At 54.6% G+C, this 18,919-nt stretch carries 16 protein-coding genes; 12 read left to right on the forward strand and 4 right to left on the reverse strand.

The features are described 5' to 3' along the window. Positions 1 to 15: 15 nt before the first annotated feature. Positions 16 to 930, forward strand: coding sequence for an OmpG family monomeric porin (locus M8370_RS17740; protein WP_038419574.1), 915 nt, complete (start codon positions 16 to 18; stop codon positions 928 to 930). 34 nt (positions 931 to 964) lie between these two features. Here M8370_RS17740 and M8370_RS17745 read toward each other — a convergent pair whose 3' ends face one another. Continuing rightward, positions 965 to 1,975, reverse strand: coding sequence for a LacI family DNA-binding transcriptional regulator (locus M8370_RS17745; RefSeq protein ID WP_114518853.1), 1,011 nt, complete (start codon positions 1,973 to 1,975; stop codon positions 965 to 967). 151 nt (positions 1,976 to 2,126) lie between these two features. Between M8370_RS17745 and M8370_RS17750 the strand changes: the two genes are divergently transcribed. The 3 genes from M8370_RS17750 (at position 2,127) to tyrR (ending at position 6,228) form a co-directional block, all read left to right on the forward strand. Next, the gene (locus M8370_RS17750; RefSeq protein ID WP_194500093.1) at positions 2,127 to 3,524 is read left to right on the forward strand and encodes a YcjX family GTP-binding protein; all 1,398 of its coding nucleotides are present in this window, start codon (positions 2,127 to 2,129) and stop codon (positions 3,522 to 3,524) included. Next, positions 3,521 to 4,573 (forward strand): YcjF family protein, encoded by a 1,053-nt coding sequence (locus M8370_RS17755; protein WP_161657673.1) that lies wholly within the window; start codon positions 3,521 to 3,523, stop codon positions 4,571 to 4,573. Before M8370_RS17750 ends, M8370_RS17755 begins: the two co-directional genes overlap by 4 nt. 113 nt (positions 4,574 to 4,686) lie before the next feature. Continuing rightward, positions 4,687 to 6,228, forward strand: a complete 1,542-nt coding sequence (gene tyrR / locus M8370_RS17760; RefSeq protein WP_013096421.1) for a transcriptional regulator TyrR — start codon at positions 4,687 to 4,689, stop codon at positions 6,226 to 6,228. Positions 6,229 to 6,263: 35 nt separating this feature from the next. Here tyrR and M8370_RS17765 read toward each other — a convergent pair whose 3' ends face one another. Together M8370_RS17765 and tpx are read right to left on the reverse strand one after the other, a co-directional pair. Then, on the reverse strand, positions 6,264 to 7,472 hold the full coding sequence (locus tag M8370_RS17765; RefSeq protein WP_095439533.1) for an aldose 1-epimerase family protein: 1,209 nt from the start codon (positions 7,470 to 7,472) through the stop codon (positions 6,264 to 6,266). A gap of 319 nt (positions 7,473 to 7,791) precedes the next feature. Then, the gene (gene tpx, locus M8370_RS17770) at positions 7,792 to 8,298 is read right to left on the reverse strand and encodes a thiol peroxidase (RefSeq protein ID WP_013096423.1); all 507 of its coding nucleotides are present in this window, start codon (positions 8,296 to 8,298) and stop codon (positions 7,792 to 7,794) included. Positions 8,299 to 8,405: 107 nt separating this feature from the next. On the opposite strand from tpx, the gene ycjG reads away from it, so the two are divergent. Further along, the gene (gene ycjG / locus M8370_RS17775) at positions 8,406 to 9,371 is read left to right on the forward strand and encodes an L-Ala-D/L-Glu epimerase (RefSeq protein WP_250021514.1); all 966 of its coding nucleotides are present in this window, start codon (positions 8,406 to 8,408) and stop codon (positions 9,369 to 9,371) included. On the opposite strand, the gene mpaA is transcribed toward ycjG, so the two are convergent. Beyond that, positions 9,362 to 10,075, reverse strand: a complete 714-nt coding sequence (gene mpaA, locus M8370_RS17780) for a murein tripeptide amidase MpaA (protein ID WP_013096425.1) — start codon at positions 10,073 to 10,075, stop codon at positions 9,362 to 9,364. The genes ycjG and mpaA overlap by 10 nt on opposite strands. 182 nt (positions 10,076 to 10,257) lie before the next feature. Here mpaA and M8370_RS17785 point away from each other — a divergent pair, with 182 nt between their 5' ends. The 7 genes from M8370_RS17785 to hcp all read left to right on the forward strand — a co-directional run bounded on the left by M8370_RS17785 (position 10,258) and on the right by hcp (position 18,762). After that, a complete protein-coding gene (locus M8370_RS17785) occupies positions 10,258 to 11,874 on the forward strand; it encodes a peptide ABC transporter substrate-binding protein (RefSeq protein ID WP_250021515.1) in 1,617 nt (538 codons plus the stop codon). Positions 11,875 to 12,458: 584 nt separating this feature from the next. Beyond that, positions 12,459 to 12,950, forward strand: a complete 492-nt coding sequence (gene tssB / locus M8370_RS17790) for a type VI secretion system contractile sheath small subunit (RefSeq protein ID WP_013096428.1) — start codon at positions 12,459 to 12,461, stop codon at positions 12,948 to 12,950. Positions 12,951 to 12,991: 41 nt separating this feature from the next. After that, positions 12,992 to 14,527: a type VI secretion system contractile sheath large subunit gene (gene tssC / locus M8370_RS17795; RefSeq protein WP_045294366.1), complete on the forward strand. Its 1,536-nt coding sequence runs from the start codon at positions 12,992 to 12,994 to the stop codon at positions 14,525 to 14,527. Between the two features lie 17 nt (positions 14,528 to 14,544). Continuing rightward, positions 14,545 to 15,885, forward strand: a complete 1,341-nt coding sequence (gene tssK / locus M8370_RS17800) for a type VI secretion system baseplate subunit TssK (protein ID WP_250021516.1) — start codon at positions 14,545 to 14,547, stop codon at positions 15,883 to 15,885. Continuing rightward, positions 15,882 to 16,574, forward strand: a complete 693-nt coding sequence (gene tssL / locus M8370_RS17805) for a type VI secretion system protein TssL, short form (RefSeq protein WP_250021517.1) — start codon at positions 15,882 to 15,884, stop codon at positions 16,572 to 16,574. Before tssK ends, tssL begins: the two co-directional genes overlap by 4 nt. Next, entirely contained in the window at positions 16,571 to 18,265 is a 1,695-nt protein-coding gene (locus tag M8370_RS17810) for an OmpA family protein (protein ID WP_250021518.1), read from the forward strand. The genes tssL and M8370_RS17810 overlap by 4 nt, the downstream gene beginning before the upstream one ends. A gap of 5 nt (positions 18,266 to 18,270) precedes the next feature. Continuing rightward, entirely contained in the window at positions 18,271 to 18,762 is a 492-nt protein-coding gene (gene hcp / locus M8370_RS17815; protein WP_038985100.1) for a type VI secretion system effector Hcp, read from the forward strand. Positions 18,763 to 18,919 lie beyond the last annotated feature (157 nt).

An 18,919-nucleotide genomic window follows, 5' to 3' on the forward strand; every position in this document is an offset into this window, starting at 1 on the left:
TAAAGGAATATTTTAATGAGTACTCTACTAAGAAGTGCTGCGCTTATTCTATGCGCAGGGGTTAGCTACGCACACGCCTCAGAACCGGCACCACACTGGAATTTTAATATAGGTGCCATGTATGAAATTGAAAACGTCGAAGGTCAGGGGGATGATAAAGACGGATTATATGAACCCTCCGTGTGGTTTAACGCCACATGGGATGCGTGGACGATTTCCCTTGCCATGTATCAGGAAGGCCCCGTTGATTACAGCAGTATGACCCGCGGGACCTATTTTGATCGTCCCGAATTCGAGCTGCGCTATCGTTTTATTGGAACCGATGATTTTACCCTCGGCCTGACCGGCGGCTTCCGTAATTACGGTTATCATTTCAAAGATGAACACGGCGCGAAAGACGGCAGCGCGAATATGCAGCGCTACAAAATACAACCAGACTGGGATATTAAGTTAAGCGATGACTGGCGTTTCGGCGGCTGGTTTGCCATGTATCAGTTTGCCAATGACCTGGAAAAAACGGGTTATGCCGACAGTCGCGTTGAAACAGAAACGGGCTTTACCTGGACCATTAATGAAACCTTCGCGGCAAAAGTGAATTACTATTTAGAGCGCGGTTTCAATATGGACAGTTCACGTAATAACGGTGAGTTTTCAACGCAGGAGATCCGCGCCTATTTACCCATTTCATTAGGCAATACCACGCTGACGCCGTATACCCGCCTGGGGCTCGACCGCTGGTCAAACTGGGACTGGCAAGACGATCCTGAGCGTGAAGGGCATGATTTCAACCGTCTGGGCCTGCTTTATGCCTACGATTTCAATAACGGTCTTTCAATGACGCTGGAGTATGCCTATGAATGGGAAAATCACGATGAAGGCGAAAGCGATCGATTCCACTATGCGGGCGTGGGCGTGAATTACGCCTTCTGATCGGCTGTTCACCAGGGGCTATCAGCCCCTGGTTTTAGCGAAGAGAATCAGCGAACGAAAAGTGGGTTTCAATCAGCACCTTATGCGGGGCGGGTTTACCGGAGATACGCCTGAAAAGCAGGTCGCAGCTCTCTTCGCCTAGCTTGCGGGTGGGAATATCAAATCCAGCTGGCGCAGGCGTCAGAATCAGGGAGAGCATCGGGTCGCTGTAACCCGCCACGGCAACCTGCTCAGGTAGCATTAAATTTAACTCATCCGCAGCGCGATAAAGACTCAGCAATTTCATGCTGTCGGTGGCGAATACCGCATCCGGTGGGGTGGAAGAAGACAACAACGTAATGGCCGCTGAAAGTGCGCTCTCATGGGTATAACCGCCATCAATGATCCAGTCCGGGTTAACAGCAATATTCGCCTTTTCCAGGCTGGCTTTATAACCCGCAAGACGATCAATAGACACGTGATAATCGAGTGGTGCATGCAGACAGGCAATTTTTTTCCGCCCGTTTTTAATAAACGTGTCGGTCAGCATCTCGCTGTCATGAAAATTGTCGGTATCGACGGAGTAAATATTCTGAAAGTCGCCTTCAACTTTACCGATTACGACTACCGGCACACCGTACATATCGAGCCGTGAGAAAAAGGATTCATTGGCAGGCGAACTCAGCATAATGACCCCTTTGATCATTTTCTGCTTTATTTTGCTTTCGCATTTTAGCAGGTCATCTTCACTGCTCTTTGACGTTTGCAAAATAACATCAAACCCTTCCTGTTCCGCCTTGGCGGTTATGGCGTGCAATACGTCGGAGAAAAAAGGATTACCGGCAGTGGTTTTTGTTGAGCGGGTGGAAATCACCATAATGGCGTCAAAGCCAGATGAGGTCAGAGCGCGGGCAAGTTTATTTGGTTGATAATTTAGCTCTTCAATCGCCTTCAGCACTTTCTCTCGCGCTTCAGGAGAAATATTGGTTTGTTTATTCAACACTCTGGACACGGTTGATTTAGAAACACCAGCAACGCGCGCAATATCATAGATGGTGGGTGACATACACCTTACTCACTCCGGGACGGCAATGTCGTTCATCTTACTGGAGAAAAAACGGCAATAGCAATAATTATGAATTGATAATCAACGATCTGCCCCCATTTACTGTATTCTGAAGCAAGTCATTCCAGGCTTCCAGCGACGAAGGACGGCGATGAAGCGACTTAAAAACGAACTCAACTCTCTGGTGAACCGAGGCGTCGATCGCCATTTGCGTCTGGCGGTCACCGGGCTTAGCCGCAGTGGCAAAACGGCGTTTATCACGGCGATGGTTAACCAGCTGCTGAACCTGCACGCCGGGGCACGCCTGCCGCTGCTCAGTGCGGTGCGGGAAGAGCGTCTGCTGGGCGTTAAGCGCGTTCCCCAGCGCGATTTCGGTATCCCTCGCTTTACCTATGATGAAGGGCTGGCACAGCTTTACGGTGACCCACCCGCGTGGCCGACACCCACGAGAGGGGTGAGCGAAATCCGTCTCGCGCTGCGTTTTCGTTCCAATGAATCATTGTTGCGCCACTTCAAGGATACCTCCACGCTCTATCTGGAGATTGTGGATTACCCGGGCGAATGGCTGCTCGATTTACCCATGCTGGCGCAGGATTATCTCAGCTGGTCGCGACAAATGACCGGTTTGTTACAGGGTCACCGCGCGGAGTGGTCGGCAAAATGGCGGCAGTTATGCGCAGGTTTAGATCCGCTGGCACCCGCAGATGAGAACCGCCTGGCGGCGATTGCCGAAGCCTGGACGGATTATCTGCATCAGTGTAAACAGGAAGGGCTGCACTTCATCCAGCCAGGACGGTTTGTTTTGCCGGGCGACCTGGCGGGTGCGCCTGCGCTGCAGTTCTTCCCGTGGCCCGACGTGGATGGCGTGGGAGAGGCAAAGCTGGCGCAGGCAGACAAGCACACCAACGCCGGGATGCTGCGCGAGCGCTACAACTACTACTGTGAAAAAGTGGTGAAAGGTTTTTATAAAAACCACTTTTTACGTTTCGATCGTCAGATTGTACTGGTGGACTGCCTGCAACCACTCAACAGCGGGCCGCAGGCTTTCAACGATATGCGCCTGGCGCTGACGCAACTGATGCAAAGTTTTCACTACGGACAGCGTACGCTGTTTCGCCGCCTCTTTTCCCCGGTGATCGACAAACTGCTGTTTGCGGCCACCAAAGCCGATCACGTAACGGTTGATCAGCATGCCAACATGGTGTCGCTGTTACAGCAACTGGTGCAGGACGCCTGGCAAAATGCGGCGTTCGAAGGGATCAGCATGGATTGTCTTGGGCTGGCTTCCGTACAGGCGACGCAAAGTGGGCTGATTGATCTTAACGGCGAGAAAATCCCGGCCCTGCGCGGGAATCGCCTCAGCGACGGCGAACCGCTGACCGTGTATCCGGGCGAAGTGCCTGCACGCCTTCCGGGGCAGGCATTCTGGCAGAGTCAGGGCTTCCAGTTTGAAGCCTTCCGCCCACAGGTCATGACCGTCGATCAGCCATTACCGCACATTCGTCTGGATGCGGCGCTGGAGTTTTTGATTGGAGATAAATTGCGATGACGGAACCGTTAAAACCCCGCATTGACTTTACCGGGACGCTTGAGCAGGCGCAGCAGGAGGCCTTTAAAACGGCGCAGACGTTCAGCGGCGAGCAGGCAGAACATTTTGCTCCGGCCCTGGCTGACGAGCCGTCCGTTGAGGAGGGCCAGGCGGAAGCGGTCGTTGAGGCGGCTTTACGTCCGAAACGTAGCCTGTGGCGTAAGATGGTTACGGCCGGGCTGGCGCTCTTCGGCGTAAGCGTGGTGGGACAAGGCGTGCAATGGGGTATCAACGCCTGGCAAACCCAGGACTGGGTGGCGCTGGGCGGTTGTGCCGCGGGGGCGTTGATCGTGGGGGCAGGCGTAGGGTCGGTTGTCACCGAGTGGCGTCGACTGTGGCGTCTGAGGCAGCGTGCGCATGAACGGGATGAAGCACGCGATCTGCTGCACAGCCACGGTACCGGAAAAGGCCGGGCATTCTGCGGAAAGCTGGCGGCGCAGGCGGGGATTGACCAGTCGCACCCGGCACTGCAGCGCTGGTATGCCGCCATTCACGAAACGCAAAATGACCGGGAGGTGGTGACGCTCTACTCGCATATGGTGCAGCCTGTGCTGGATGCTCAGGCGCGGCGCGAGATTAGCCGCTCTGCGGCGGAATCAACGCTGATGATCGCGGTCAGTCCGCTGGCGCTGGTGGATATGGCGTTCATCGCCTGGCGTAACCTGCGCCTGATAAACCGTATCGCCAGTCTTTACGGTATTGAGCTTGGCTACTACAGCCGGCTGCGGCTCTTTAAATTGGTGTTGCTGAACATCGCCTTCGCCGGTGCCAGTGAGCTGGTGCGCGAAGTCGGCATGGACTGGATGTCGCAGGATCTGGCGGCCCGTCTCTCAGCGCGTGCCGCGCAGGGAATTGGGGCAGGGTTGTTAACCGCACGTCTGGGCATTAAAGCGATGGAAGTCTGCCGACCACTGCCGTGGATCGACGGAGATAAACCGCGCCTGGGCGATTTTCGTCGTGAATTGATTGGGCAGCTCAAAGAGACGCTCAATAAAAAACCAGTTCAGTAACCGGTTTGTTTACTTATCGTGCTGGCTGTCAATCTTTCTTGACAGCCATCTTCCGCATCACCGTGTTCTGACATATCATTTTAAGGTTATTGGCTTAAAACGGTGAATTTCCCATGCGTCTTGAAGTCTTCTGTGAAGACCGTCTCGGTCTGACCCGCGAGTTACTCGATCTCCTTGTTTTACGTAGCATTGACTTACGTGGCATCGAGATTGATCCTGTCGGGCGAATTTACCTCAATTTTGCCGAAATTGAATTTAATACTTTTAGCAGCCTGATGGCTGAAATCCGCCGTATCGCTGGCGTTACGGATGTACGCACCATTCCCTGGATGCCGTCTGAGCGTGAGCACCTCGCATTGAGCGCCTTGCTTGAAGCCATGCCAGAGCCTTTCCTGTCACTGGATTTGAAAAGCAAAGTTGAGCGGGTAAACCATGCGAGCTGCCAGCTGTTCGCCCAGAGCCAGGACAAGCTCACTCATCACCATGCCGCGCAGCTGATCCCGGGGTTTAATTTCCAGCGCTGGCTGGACAGCAACCCGCAAAATACGCATAGCGAGCATGTGGTGATCAACGGGCAGAATTTCCTGATGGAGATTACGCCGGTGTACCTGAAAGGAGAGAACGACACTCGCGTTCTGACCGGGGCCGTTATCATGCTGCGCTCTACCGTGCGGATGGGCCGTCAGCTGCAAAATCTCTCCAGCCAGGATGTGGGAGCGTTCAGCCAGATCATTGCCGTCAGCCCGAAAATGCGTCATGTGGTCGATCAGGCCCGTAAGCTCGCCAGCCTGACCGCGCCGCTGCTGATTACCGGTGATACCGGGACCGGGAAGGATCTGCTGGCCCACGCCGTGCATCTTGCCAGCCCACGCGCGGCAAAACCGTATCTGGCGCTGAACTGTGCCTCTATTCCTGAGGATGCGGTCGAAAGCGAGCTGTTTGGCCACGCCCCGGAAGGCAAAAAAGGCTTCTTCGAGCAGGCGAACGGCGGTTCCGTGCTGCTGGACGAAATTGGCGAAATGTCGCCGCGCATGCAGGCCAAACTGCTGCGCTTCCTGAACGATGGGACCTTCCGTCGCGTAGGGGAGGATCACGAAGTTCACGTGGATGTGCGCGTGATTTGTGCCACTCAGAAAAACCTCGTTGAGCTGGTACAGAAAGGGATGTTCCGGGAAGATCTCTACTATCGACTGAACGTGTTGACGCTAAACATTCCGCCGCTGCGCGATTGTCCGCAAGATATCATTCCGCTGACGGAGCTGTTTGTGGCACGCTTCGCCGACGAGCAGGGGGTACCGCGTCCGAAACTGTCAGCCGATCTGGGTACGGTGCTGACGCGCTACGGCTGGCCGGGAAATATTCGTCAGCTGAAAAACGCCGTTTATCGTGCGCTGACGCAGCTGGAAGGGTACGAGTTGCGTCCACAGGATATCCTGTTGCCGGATTACGATGCCGGAACGGTATCGGTGGGCGAAGAGGCGATGGAAGGCTCGCTGGATGATATTACCAGCCGTTTCGAGCGTTCCGTGCTGACACAGCTTTATCGCAGCTACCCAAGCACGCGTAAGCTGGCAAAACGCCTGGGGGTATCCCATACCGCGATTGCGAATAAGCTTCGCGAATATGGACTCAACCACAAGAAGGGTGACGAATAACGATAAAAGCCTCTGTAAAGAGGCTTTTTTTGCACTTACTCTTTCGCCAGAGGCGTGGTAACTACCTCGACTTTTGTCTCTCCCTGAATCCCCGCAATTTTCTGTTCAACCTCTTTCACCTGTTCCTTGCTGTGAAGCAGGGTATAGGTCAGGTCGAACTGCGTGCTGGCGCCAGGTTGTAACTGCTTAACGCGTTTCTGCTCGCGTTCAATGGTGACGGGATAGGCGTAGCTGGTTCCCGGCTCAATACCAGTGACATAGCCCTGTTTGAGCGTATCGGTATTTTTCCATAAGGTCAGGACAGGCAACTGCCGCGTGTCGAACTGAATTGACGCACCTTTGTCTCCCGCTTTATTGACCACTGCCGCCAGGGTTTCATGATTATTATCCGCGAGCGGTTTGATATTGAAGACCATTTCATCAAAGCCCTGAGTGGGGCCGGCGTAGGTTTGCCAGTTATCCAGACCCGCTTTGGCATAGTCATTGAAAGGACCAATGCTGGCGGCCGGCGCAAGGAAGCGGGCACCTTCTTCGAGGATTGGCGTACCAAAGTTGCTGTGATAGATAATCTGATAATCATGAGGATAATCAGCATGGTTAGTCAGAACATCATGCAGGCTGAACTGGTTGCTGCCCGGTACGTAACGCAGTTCGGTCATCGTCTGCAGATCTGCTTTTTTAAACGTGCTCTCTTTGATTAATCCGCGAATACGAATTTCATGCGGTGCGGCATCAGCAACATCGACTTCCACCTGCGACGCAGGCGTATTTCCCGCCTTGCCGTGCAGGGTATAAATCTGACCGTCAGCCGTGACCGGGTGGCCTGTCCATTCATAGCCGCAACGAACCATCATTTCGTTGAAACCTTCCAGCCAGCCAAGTCCGTTTCGACTTTCCAGATTGATATAGGCCGGATTCACCACCTCTTTGACAGGAGAATCCCACCCCATTCGGGTACCAAAGCCTTCGACATGCAGCAGATTCATCCCACGCGTCGGGCTGAGGGTAATTGTCAGACCATTTTTGCTGCTGATAACAATTACCTTGCTGCCTTCCTGCTTGCCACCATGCAGGACTTTTTGCTCGATGCTGAAAGGCTGTCCCTGAAACTTCAGCTCATCGCTGGAAATTTTCCAGTTTCCTTTCTCCACGCCGCTTTCAGCGCTTGTCAGCACCCAGGTTTTAGCGGCGGCATGTCCAGATATCAGTACCGCAAGAACCGTAAAAGCCAGTTTAATCTTCATATTTAATTCCTTTTGCTGAAACGATTTTTGATCACGTAAGCAAATCTAATGTTTAGGCGAGAAGGGAAATGTGATGGGCTTCACTGGCGGAGAAATTGCGTTTTTTAAACCTTTATTATGCGTGAGCGATCTCGTTATGGTGAGAATGGAACGTTTTTATTTCATGATATATGTGATTTTAGAACGTTTTTGCTTTAACGATTCAGCTGTTGAGGCAATAAAAAACCCCGCATCGGCGAGGTTTGGAACGCAAGGTCTATTCTTAAATAAACCTTTTATTTCATTACATTGCTAAGCTTTATAAAATGCCTGTAAATAATCAGGCTTTCAGCGATTCCAGCGCAGCGGTGTAGTCAGGTTCGGTGGTGATTTCGTTGACCAGTTCGCTGAACACGACGTTATCGTTTTCATCGATTACCAGCACGGCACGCGCCGCCAGGCCTTTCAGTGGGCCTTCAGCAATGCCAACGCCGTATTTTTCCAGGAAATCCGGGCTGCGCAGAGTTGAAAGGGTAATGACGTTGCTCAGACCTTCAGCACCGCAGAAACGGGACTGCGCGAATGGCAGGTCTGCTGAAACGCACAGCACCACGGTGTTGTCCATTTCAGTGGCCAGCTGGTTGAATTTGCGCACGGATGCGGCACAGACGCCGGTATCAATGCTTGGGAAAATGTTCAGTACTTTGCGTTTGCCAGCAAACTGGCTCAGTGTGACGTCAGACAGATCTTTAGCCACCAGAGTAAAAGCCTGCGCTTTGCTGCCAGCCTGAGGAATGGAACCTGCTACAGCAACCGGGTTGCCCTGGAAATGAACGAGTTGTGACATAGATATCTTCCTGTTTACATATAGTTAACGTCGAGGCTAGTGTATGCCATCAGCGGATAACACGGCAAACCAATTTTTTCGCCTTACCGGGCTGCAAGGAGTCAGTGATGAGAAGCGTTAAGGTCTATGAAGAAGCCTGGCCATTGCATACCCCGTTTGTGATCTCCCGTGGCAGCCGAAGTGAAGCCTGCGTGGTGGTGGTCGAAATAGAAGAAGAAGGGGTTAAAGGGGTTGGTGAATGCACGCCTTATCCTCGCTACGGAGAAAGCCTTGCCTCGGTGATGGCGCAAATTATGACCCTGGTAACTGACCTGCAAACCGGGTTGACTCGTGAGGCGTTACAGCAGCGTTTACCTGCCGGGGCGGCTCGTAATGCAATTGACTGTGCGCTGTGGAGTCTTGAGGCGGCGAAGCAGCAGATATCCTTACCGTCGCTGGCTGGCGTGACGCTTCCGGAGAAAGTGGTGACCGCGCAAACCGTGGTGATTGGCGAGCCGGAGCAGATGGCTGCCAGTGCAAAAGCGCTCTTTGAGGCTGGTGCCACGCTGCTTAAGGTGAAACTCGACGATCGCTTGATCAGTGAACGCATGGTCGCCATTCGCGCGGCGGTGCCGGACGCAACGCTGATTGTCGACGCCAACGAGTCATGGCACCCGGAAGGGCTGGCCGCGCGCTGCCAGCTGCTTGCCGATCTGGGTGTGGCTATGCTGGAGCAACCGCTTCCGGTACAGGATGATGCGGCATTGAAGAACTTTATCCACCCATTGCCGATCTGCGCCGATGAAAGCTGCCATACCCGCGAGAGTCTCGACGGTTTAGCGGGCTGCTATGAGATGGTGAATATCAAACTCGATAAAACCGGTGGGCTGACCGAGGCGCTGGCGCTGGCGTCGCAGGCACAGGCGAAGGGGTTTACGTTGATGCTGGGATGCATGCTCTGTACTTCCCGGGCGATTAATGCGGCGCTACCGCTGGTGAATCAGGTCCGGTTTGCCGATCTCGATGGCCCAACCTGGCTGGCGGTTGACGTTTCGCCTGCGCTCACCTTCACCAGCGGAGTGCTTCATCTCTGAGGCTGCCAGCGCAGAAGATCTACCATCGCTTTCAGGTATTTTTCGCTGGCTTCGTCGGAAGATATCGGGGGAAATTCAGCGGTGATGCAGTGCAAATCCAGATCGGCGCACCAGCTACCAAATGACCCCGGGGTTTCATAACCGACGCTGCTGACCAGAGGCAGGGCGAAGGCATCGGCAAGCCACTGCCCCAGTGCGGAGTGACGGGGATCTTCAATACAGGCCAGCGGATCGTGAAATGAGACAACCCATGCGGGGTGGATTTTGTGGATTAACTGGCAGAGCGCCTGTGTTTCTGGCTCTGAGCCGGGTTTTTCTCCCGTCAGTAACACCACGTCACGCTCTTCAGCCGAGCTGTTCCAGCGGTATACCGTTTCACCGGCGCGCCAGTTGGCCGCCGGGAAGTTGCGGTTTAAATCTATCCCTCTCGCATTCGCCCTCAGCCCAAGCTGACAGCCATCCGGGTTGACGGTCAGGATCACATGATGCCGGCGTAGTGTCGGTGCAAGGGTGCGTAACGCACAGGAGAGGGTGACGATCGAGGAGTTCTCATCGCCGTGCGTTCCCGCAATAATCAGGCCGCTATGACGATCGGCATCCGGTGCGGGAAACCAGATTAGCGGTGCACCTAAGAAAGACTGGCCATAATGTTCGGTGCCTGGCGGGAAAGCGCCACGTTCCGTTCTTGGTCGGGTAACTGCCATAGGAAATCCTGATAAAGAAGTGCTTACTGGCAGTGTTGTGCAAAACCCACGTTTAATCAAATAGTTTCATCGAAGAACGAAGATTGCCAGATATCACCTTTCCGGCTTAAGGTATTTGCATTTCGCCGTTTCGAAACAAATAATTACGCATTCGCGTATTACCGATTTCTAAAGGGGATCTCATGAAGCATCCTGTTTCGCTGCTTTTTTCTGCACTGTGCCTTTGCGGGCTATCGTCATTTTCTTACGCTGCTGATGTGCCAAAGGGGACGGTGCTGGCGCAAAAACAGGAGCTGGTCAGACACATCAAAGACGAGCCCGCGTCGCTTGACCCGGCCAAGGCCGTGGGGCTACCCGAGATTCAGGTGATTCGCGATCTGTTTGAAGGCCTGGTCAATCAGAATGAGAAAGGGGAGTTGACGCCGGGCGTGGCGACGCGCTGGCAGAGTAACGATAACCGCATCTGGACATTTACCCTGCGCGATGATGCAAAATGGTCTGACGGCACGCCAGTCACGGCGCAGGATTTTGTCTACAGCTGGCAGCGTCTGGTTGACCCGAAAACCACCTCGCCGTTTGCCTGGTTTGCTGCTCTGGCAGGCATTAACAACGCTCAGGCGATTATTGATGGCAAAGCCGCGCCCGATACGCTGGGGGTAACGGCGGTGGATGCCAGAACGTTACGCGTTCAGCTCGATAAACCGCTGCCGTGGTTTAGCAACCTGACGGCAAACTTCGCGTTCTATCCGGTTCAGAAAGCGAACGTCGAAAGCGGTATAGAGTGGACGCGTCCGGGCTCCCTTGTGGGCAATGGTGCCTATGTGCTGAAAGATCGTGTGGTGAATGAGAAGCTGGTCGTTGTGCCGAATACCCACTACTGGGATAACGCGAAAACTGTTCTCCAAAAAGTGACGTTTATTCCGATCAATCAGGAGTCTTCCGCCACCAAACGCTACCTGGCAGGTGATATTGATATCACCGAGTCGTTCCCGAAAAACCTGTACCAGAAATTGCTCAAGGATATTCCTGGACAGGTATACACGCCGCCGCAGCTGGGAACGTATTACTATGCATTTAACACGCAAAAGGGCCCGACCGCCGATTCCCGCGTGCGTCTGGCGCTGAGTATGACCATCGATCGCCGGATTATGGCGGAAAAAGTGTTAGGTACGGGAGAAAAACCAGCCTGGCATTTCACGCCTGATGTGACGGCAGGTTTCACGCCAGAGACATCACCGTTTGAGCAGATGTCGCAGCAGGAGCTAAACGCGCAGGCCAAAACCTTGCTGCAGGCGGCGGGATATAGCCCTCAGCGTCCACTGAAGCTGACCCTGTTGTATAACACTTCAGAGAACCATCAGAAAATCGCGATTGCGGTGGCTTCGATGTGGAAGAAGAATCTGGGGGTAGACGTCAAACTGCAAAACCAGGAGTGGAAAACCTATATCGATAGCCGAAACACAGGGAATTTTGATGTGATCCGCGCGTCCTGGGTCGGGGACTACAACGAGCCATCTACCTTCCTGTCGCTGCTGACATCAACCCACAGCGGCAATATCTCCCGCTTTAACGACCCGGCTTACGATAAGATCATCAATCAGGCGACGCTTGAAACCACCGCGGAAGCCCGTAATGCGGATTACAACCGGGCGGAGAAGATCCTCACGGAAAAAGCGCCAATTGCGCCGATCTACCAGTACACCAACGGACGTCTGATTAAACCCTGGGTGAAGGGATATCCGATCAATAATCCTGAAGACGTGGCGTACAGCCGTACGATGTATATTGTGAAGCACTGAAAAACGAGAGTCCGCTAATTTATTTCCCCTCCTGATACTGCGCTGGCCCGATATCACGTGCCAGCGCTTTTCTGTTCATTCTAGATCGTGAAGATGGCGCTGCATTGATACTGTGTTTTACAGCGCTGGGTGTTGCTCAGTTTTTTTAAATTAAGCGAAATATTCATAATTTGAATATATCGCATCTCGTTAAAAAAACTGTCCACTATTGGACTTTTTAATGGGTGTCGCGTCTTGCGGAAGCGTGTAAACATTGATGCGGGTCATACTATTAGGTAGCGCTGTAGATATTTTCTCTTGTATTGATTTAAATCAATAACGTTGCTTTGTTTGGATATGGATCTTCATTTTTTCGCAGAAATAGCCACTAACGCTGACTATTTTCGGAGTTGTGGTTGATATTTCTTTATGAAAAGGCATGCTGCAAAACCATATTTTATTTATATAGAGTAAAATTCTTAAGGAATGTCTTAATTTGGCCTTTGATTCCAGGTGGTTGATCTATTGTAGCGTTTTGTTCTAATATCGATTTATTCAGAAACGTCGTTAACTTCAACAAACATTCCTTAAGGAAAGGGACTGCTATGGCTGATACGTTCCAGAACGAAGTGCCTAAGGCACGCATTAATTTAAAACTTGCATTGCATACCGGAGGGGCGCAGAAGAAAGTTGAGCTACCCCTTAAATTACTCACTGTCGGTGATTTCAGTAACGGTAAAGAGAGCCGACCATTATCTGAAAGAAAGAAAATTAACGTCAACAAAAATAACCTCAACAGTGTACTTTCGGAATTTAACCCGGAGGTCAATATGACGGTTCCGAATACGCTGGCGGGTGAGCGTACGGAAGAGAATGTGACGCTGCGCTTTTCAGATATGAAAGATTTTGAACCCGAACAGGTGGCCCGACAAATTCCTCAGTTACGTGCCATGCTGGCGATGCGTAATTTATTACGTGACCTCAAGTCCAATCTGCTGGATAACGCCACTTTCAGAAAAGAGCTCGAGAAAATTCTTAAGGACCCGGCGCTGTCTCAGGAATTACGTAACGAAATGAGTGCCCTGGCCCCGAAATAAAAACGGGCGCGTCTTTTAATGGATTAAACGAGAGAATGCTGATGTCTGTTAATACTGAAAATGGCTCCGCGCAGGGGCAGACCACTGTGCTGGAAAAAGAGAGCGTCTACGCCTCCCTGTTCGACAAAATCAACCTGACCCCGGCCACAAGCCTGGGCGATATCAATGCGTTTCTGGACGATGCCGCACTGTCTGATGCTCCGGCAGGTGAGCGCCTGACAGCGGCAATGCAGGTATTTATGGACTGCATCCGCAAATCCGGCCAGCCAGTGGAAAAACTCGATAAAACCCTGATTGACCACCATATTGCAGAGCTGGATTTCCAGATCAGCCGCCAGCTGGATGCGGTGATGCATCATGCAGAATTCCAGAAAGTGGAATCCCTGTGGCGCGGCCTGAAGCAGCTGGTGGACAACACCGACTACCGCCAGAACGTGAAAACGGAAATTCTGGATGTGTCCAAAGACGACCTGCGCCAGGACTTCGAAGATGCGCCGGAACTTATCCAGAGCGGCCTGTACTGGCACACCTATACCGCTGAATACGACACCCCGGGCGGCGAGCCGATTGGTTCAGTCATTTCCGCCTATGAGTTCGATGCCAGCCCGCAGGACGTGGCGCTGCTGCGCAATATCTCTAAAGTCTCTGCCGCCGCGCATATGCCGTTTATCGGTGCCGTCGGGCCGAAATTCTTCCTCAAGGAATCGATGGAAGAGGTGGCCGCGATTAAGGACATCGGTAACTACTTCGACCGTGCCGAATACATCAAATGGAAATCCTTCCGCGACACCGACGATGCCCGTTATATCGGCCTGGTGATGCCGCGCGTGCTGGGGCGTCTGCCTTACGGTCCGGACACGGTGCCGGTGCGCAGTTTCAACTACGTTGAGCAGGTGAAAGGTCCGGACCACGAAAAATACCTGTGGACAAGCGCATCTTTCTCCTTCGCCTCCAACATGGTGAAGAGCTTCATCAACAACGGCTGGTGCGTGCAAATTCGTGGCCCGCAGGCAGGTGGGGCTGTGAAAGACCTGCCGATCCACCTGTACGATCTGGGTACCGGCAACCAGGTGAAGATCCCGTCAGAGGTGATGATCCCGGAAACCCGCGAGTTTGAATTCGCCAACCTGGGCTTTATACCGCTGTCGTACTACAAGAACCGTGATTACGCCTGCTTCTTCTCGGCGAACTCGGCGCAGAAACCGGCGCTGTACGACACCGCCGACGCCACCGCCAACAGCCGCATCAACGCCCGTCTGCCGTATATCTTCCTGCTGTCGCGCATTGCGCATTACCTGAAGCTGATTCAGCGCGAAAATATCGGTACGACGAAAGATCGCCGTCTGCTGGAGCTGGAACTCAATACATGGGTACGCAGTCTGGTGACCGAAATGACCGATCCGGGCGACGAACTGCAGGCCTCACACCCGCTGCGCGATGCGAAGGTGGTGGTGGAAGATATTGAGGACAACCCGGGCTTCTTCCGCGTGAAGCTGTTCGCGGTGCCGCACTTCCAGGTGGAAGGCATGGACGTGAACCTGTCGCTGGTGAGCCAGATGCCGAAAGCGAAAGCGTAAGTTAAGGCAGGAAGCCAATGAAAACGGAACAACCGTTATGGGGCAGGGGCCAGATGGTCTCTCCCCAGCACTTCCAGCAACAGGCCGCGTATGCGGCCTGGTCTGCGGAATGCATCGCCCGGTTAGGTCTCTCCCATCCCTGGGGAGTGATTGATGCCACTTTCGAACCGGATGTACTGAAACTGGGCCGCCTGCAGGCTCGTCATCTGCACATTCGTTTCCCTGACGGGACGCTTATCGACACTGATAATGCTGACGATCTGCCACCGGTGCTGGCGCTTGAGAGTGGATCGCAGGATGCGGTGGTGGTGCTGGCCCTCCCGCTGCTGCGGGCGAATGGCGGCAACTGTCTTACACCCGATGCGGTGGCCGAACGCCCTGTTCGCTATCGCCAGCGCTGGCGGGATATCCGCAACGCTTATGGGGACGATACCCGCCAGATTGCGGTGATGAAACCTGAGTTGACGCTACGGTTTGCCTGTCAGGACAACAGCGATTATCTGACCTGCCCGGTTGCCCGCCTGCAGCAGGATTCGCAGGGTGCATGGTTACTGGATGAGACGTTTCTTCCGCCACTGCTGGCTCTGCAGGGCAGTCGCTGGCTGATGACCCAGCTGGAACAACTGATGAGCCAGCTACGTGTACGCCTGAGTCGGCTTATGGCCATGCGCCGGGAAAGTAATGAGCGGATGGCCGATTTTGCCGTGGCGGATGTGTCCCTGTTCTGGCTGCTCAATGCCCTGAACAGCGCAGAACCCGTGCTCGGACAGTTTCAGCGCCACCCGCAAAGCCCGCCGGAGCGTCTATATCCGGAACTGGCACGCCTGGCGGGCAGTCTGCTGACTTTCTCGCTGGAGCATCAGGTGAGTGCGATCCCGGTCTGGCAGCACGAGCAACAGAATAACGTATTCCCGCCGCTGTTTGATTTACTGGGTGACCTGCTCGAAGCCAGCCTGCCGTCGCGGGTGGTAGCGATTGAGCTTGAGCATGATGCCCGGCTTCACTTCTGGCAGGCCCGTCTGCATGACCCACGTCTGCGTGAAGGGGCTGATTACTACCTCTCGGTGCGTTCAACGGTACCGGTGGCACAACTGCAGGAGCATTTCCCGCGCCAGTGTAAGGTCGGCAGCCCCGATCATGTCAGAAGTATCGTCAATTCATCGCGGGTCGGCGTGCCTCTGACGCCGCTGCGCCATGTACCGGCAGCCATTCCGTTACGTCTGGAAAATCAGTATTTCAGTCTTGATGTCTCTCATCCTCAGGCCACTGAAATGCTTCAGGGCGGTACCTGCATGTTTTACGTTCCGGGCATGCTCGGCGAGCCTGAACTTGAACTCTTTGCGGTGTTGAGAACATGAGTGAGCGTAAACGCGGCACTGCCGCGGCCATTGATATTGATGCCCTGCTGCAGGACACCTGGCTGCAGGTGATCAGCCTGCGTCACGGTCCGACGTTTCAGGCGGGCGAAGGGCGCACGCTGTGGGAGCGCTGTATTGCTGATGTCGAACGTGTGCAGCGTGAGCTGAAAGCGAGCGAACTCGATGAAGCCAGCTGTCAGCATATTCTTACTGCACAGTGCGCCTTGCTCGATGAGGCGGTGAAAGGTCGTGGTGTGGAAGATGACGCCTGTGTGCAGTGGTATGACATTCCCCTGCAGGGGCACTTCCTCGGCACTATGGACGCCGGCGACACGCTGTGCGATCAGATGCGCGATGTGCTGCGTGAACCGGCGCCTGACCACGCTGTCGTGACCTGCTTCCAGCGGGTCATGATGCTGGGTTTTCTCGGCAGTTACCGCTCACTGAATGACCCGGAGCGCCAGAAACTTGTCAACGCACTCAGTGAATATGTCACGCCGTTCAGCTATCCACAGTCCCACCCCGTACTGGCGGAAAGTCATACCGGGCGGGGAATCATGGGCGGCTGGCTGGCGTCATGGCCCGTACGTATTGGTCTGAGCGTGATAGTGGTCGCTGCACTCTGGTGGGGACTGGATCGCTGGCTGGACCAGTTGCTGCTAACCCTTTTACCGGGGGCCGTGAAATGAGTCCTGCACAACAGCGCGGGCTGGCGTTGTGGGCCGTCCTGCTAAGTGCCGTGGTCTGCCTGAGTTTTCTGCCGGTATCCAGGTGGGTTTCTGTGCTCATTCTGCTGGTGGTACTGGGGGTTATCCTGGCGTTCCGGACTGTCGCCCGTCGCCGTGAACAGCATGATGTCACCCTGCGCCTGGAGGACCTGCCTGACGCCACTTACCGTCAGCCCGTAGTGCTGGTTTGTGGCGATCTGCCTCTGGCCTGGCCACATTCGTCACCGGTACTCACTGTCACGCAGGGATGCTGGATCCGCGTGGAGGATCATCATGATCTGGCGCAGGTCGCCCGTCAGATACTGTGGTTACGTCCTGACTGGGGACGTCAGCTGTCGGTGATGGTCAGCGTCTGCCCGCAGCAGCACCCTGACAGCGAAGCCCTGACCAGTCGACTGCTGACCCTGCGCTGGCACATCAGTCAGCTGCGTAAAGCAACCGGTCACTCTGTGCCGCTGGTGCTGAATGGTCAGGTCGGCAGCGCGATGACGAATGACATGTTCTGGCAGGCGGTTTTCCCGGGAGAAGGGGTGAGGGTCTGGCGTGAATCTTCAGCCCCGGGTTCTGTTGCTGAATGGGTTACCTCCGGCGGAACGCCTGCGGTGCAGCAACAGGTGCTGATGAACTGGTTTCGTCAGCATGTCCAGGCAGTTTTTATGGATGAGAACCCCGATGTGCCGGTCATTGCACCTGTTGCGGTGCTGTGGGGAATGGGGCCGATCCTGGCCGGAAGCCTGGCCACATCGGCCTGGACGACGTGGCTTTCCCGTCACACCGCGATGCAGCAGGTGTCTGGCTGGCAGCCGGTGGGAACGGACAGTACGGTCATCTCCCTGTTCCCGGATTTTATTCTGCCATTACTGCCGGAAGGGCGGGGCCTGACACCGCGTGAGCGAACCTGGCGTTGTGCGCTCGGGATTTTCACGCTGGCGGCCATTGCTGCACTGCTCAGCAGTGGCTGGAACAACCGCCAGCTGCTGCAACGCGTGAGCTTCGATATTGTCCGTTACAACAGCATCGCCATGGATGATTACGGTCCTAAAGCCAGCGCCGTACAGGTGCTGCGCGAGGATGCGGCGCTGCTGGATGAGCAGGCACGCAATGGTGTACCGGCCCGGCTGGGCCTGGGGCTTTATCGGGGGGTACGTCTGCGAATACCGGTGCTGGAAGCGATCCGCTCGTATGTGCCACCACCTCCTCCACCGAAGCCTGTGGAAAAGGTCGCGCCGAAAATCATCCGCCTCGACAGCATGTCGCTGTTCGACACCGGCAAATGGGCGCTGAAACCCGGCACCACTAAGCTGCTGGTGAATTCGCTGGTGGGAATTAAGGCGAAGCCCGGCTGGCTGATTGTGATAGCGGGTCATACCGACAGCACGGGCGATGACCCGTCCAACCAGGTGCTGTCGCTTAAGCGTGCGGAGTCCGTGCGCGACTGGATGCGCGACACCGGCGACGTGCCGGAGAGCTGCTTTGCGGTGCAGGGCTACGGCGAGAGCCGTCCTGTCGCCACCAACGACACGCCGGAAGGCCGGGCGCTGAACCGCCGTGTCGAAATCAGTCTGGTGCCGCAGGCGAATGCCTGTCAGCTGCCGGGCAATACCCCCGCGCCATCGCAGGATGATGGCGTCTCAAAAAATGAAATGGAGTAATTAACATGGCAATTCCTGTTTATCTGTGGCTGAAGGACGATGGCGGCGCGGACATCAAAGGTTCCGTGGACGTTCAGGATCGTGAAGGCAGCATCGAAGTGGTGGCGCAGGAACACAACCTGTACATCCCGACCGACAACAACACCGGCAAGCTGACCGGCACCCGTATCCACACGCCGTTCCTGTTCACCAAGGAGATCGACTCCTCCAGCCCGTACCTGTACAAGGCGGTGACCACCGGTCAGACCCTGAAGTCTGCGGAATTCAAGTGGTACAAAATCAACGATGCCGGCCAGGAGGTGGAGTACTTCAACACCAGACTGGAAAACGTGAAGGTGGTGAAGGTGAATCCGGTGATGCATGACATCAAGGATCCGTCTTTCGAGAAGCACAACCACCTCGAGCAGATTGAGCTGCGCTACGAAAAAATCACCTGGACCTACAAGGACGGCAACATCATTCATTCCGATTCCTGGAACGAACGCGCCACCGCCTGAGTCTCGTGCGGACGGGTCCTCCCGTCCGCCGTTTTTGCTGAACGCCTGTAACCGCGGACGTTCAGCAAAGAAAAACACAATCTGCCTGCCCGACCTTATGCGCTTTGGGTTCCTGAATGACAGGAAAAGCGACGGGCGGTAGCGTGCCCGGAACTGA

Source organism: Enterobacter cloacae complex sp. OE43NF, from assembly GCF_023544405.1.
Classification (GTDB): domain Bacteria; phylum Pseudomonadota; class Gammaproteobacteria; order Enterobacterales; family Enterobacteriaceae; genus Enterobacter; species Enterobacter cloacae.

Excerpts from the sequence above, each read along its gene's own strand:
- M8370_RS17740 (WP_038419574.1), top strand. The coding sequence starts at position 16 with ATGAGTACTCTACTAAGAAGTGCTGCGCTTATTCTATGCGCAGGGGTT.
- M8370_RS17745 (WP_114518853.1), bottom strand. The coding sequence starts at position 1,975 with ATGTCACCCACCATCTATGATATTGCGCGCGTTGCTGGTGTTTCTAAA.
- M8370_RS17750 (WP_194500093.1), top strand. The coding sequence starts at position 2,127 with ATGAAGCGACTTAAAAACGAACTCAACTCTCTGGTGAACCGAGGCGTC.
- M8370_RS17755 (WP_161657673.1), top strand. The coding sequence starts at position 3,521 with ATGACGGAACCGTTAAAACCCCGCATTGACTTTACCGGGACGCTTGAG.
- tyrR (WP_013096421.1), top strand. The coding sequence starts at position 4,687 with ATGCGTCTTGAAGTCTTCTGTGAAGACCGTCTCGGTCTGACCCGCGAG.
- M8370_RS17765 (WP_095439533.1), bottom strand. The coding sequence starts at position 7,472 with ATGAAGATTAAACTGGCTTTTACGGTTCTTGCGGTACTGATATCTGGA.
- tpx (WP_013096423.1), bottom strand. The coding sequence starts at position 8,298 with ATGTCACAACTCGTTCATTTCCAGGGCAACCCGGTTGCTGTAGCAGGT.
- ycjG (WP_250021514.1), top strand. The coding sequence starts at position 8,406 with ATGAGAAGCGTTAAGGTCTATGAAGAAGCCTGGCCATTGCATACCCCG.
- mpaA (WP_013096425.1), bottom strand. The coding sequence starts at position 10,075 with ATGGCAGTTACCCGACCAAGAACGGAACGTGGCGCTTTCCCGCCAGGC.
- M8370_RS17785 (WP_250021515.1), top strand. The coding sequence starts at position 10,258 with ATGAAGCATCCTGTTTCGCTGCTTTTTTCTGCACTGTGCCTTTGCGGG.
- tssB (WP_013096428.1), top strand. The coding sequence starts at position 12,459 with ATGGCTGATACGTTCCAGAACGAAGTGCCTAAGGCACGCATTAATTTA.
- tssC (WP_045294366.1), top strand. The coding sequence starts at position 12,992 with ATGTCTGTTAATACTGAAAATGGCTCCGCGCAGGGGCAGACCACTGTG.
- tssK (WP_250021516.1), top strand. The coding sequence starts at position 14,545 with ATGAAAACGGAACAACCGTTATGGGGCAGGGGCCAGATGGTCTCTCCC.
- tssL (WP_250021517.1), top strand. The coding sequence starts at position 15,882 with ATGAGTGAGCGTAAACGCGGCACTGCCGCGGCCATTGATATTGATGCC.
- M8370_RS17810 (WP_250021518.1), top strand. The coding sequence starts at position 16,571 with ATGAGTCCTGCACAACAGCGCGGGCTGGCGTTGTGGGCCGTCCTGCTA.
- hcp (WP_038985100.1), top strand. The coding sequence starts at position 18,271 with ATGGCAATTCCTGTTTATCTGTGGCTGAAGGACGATGGCGGCGCGGAC.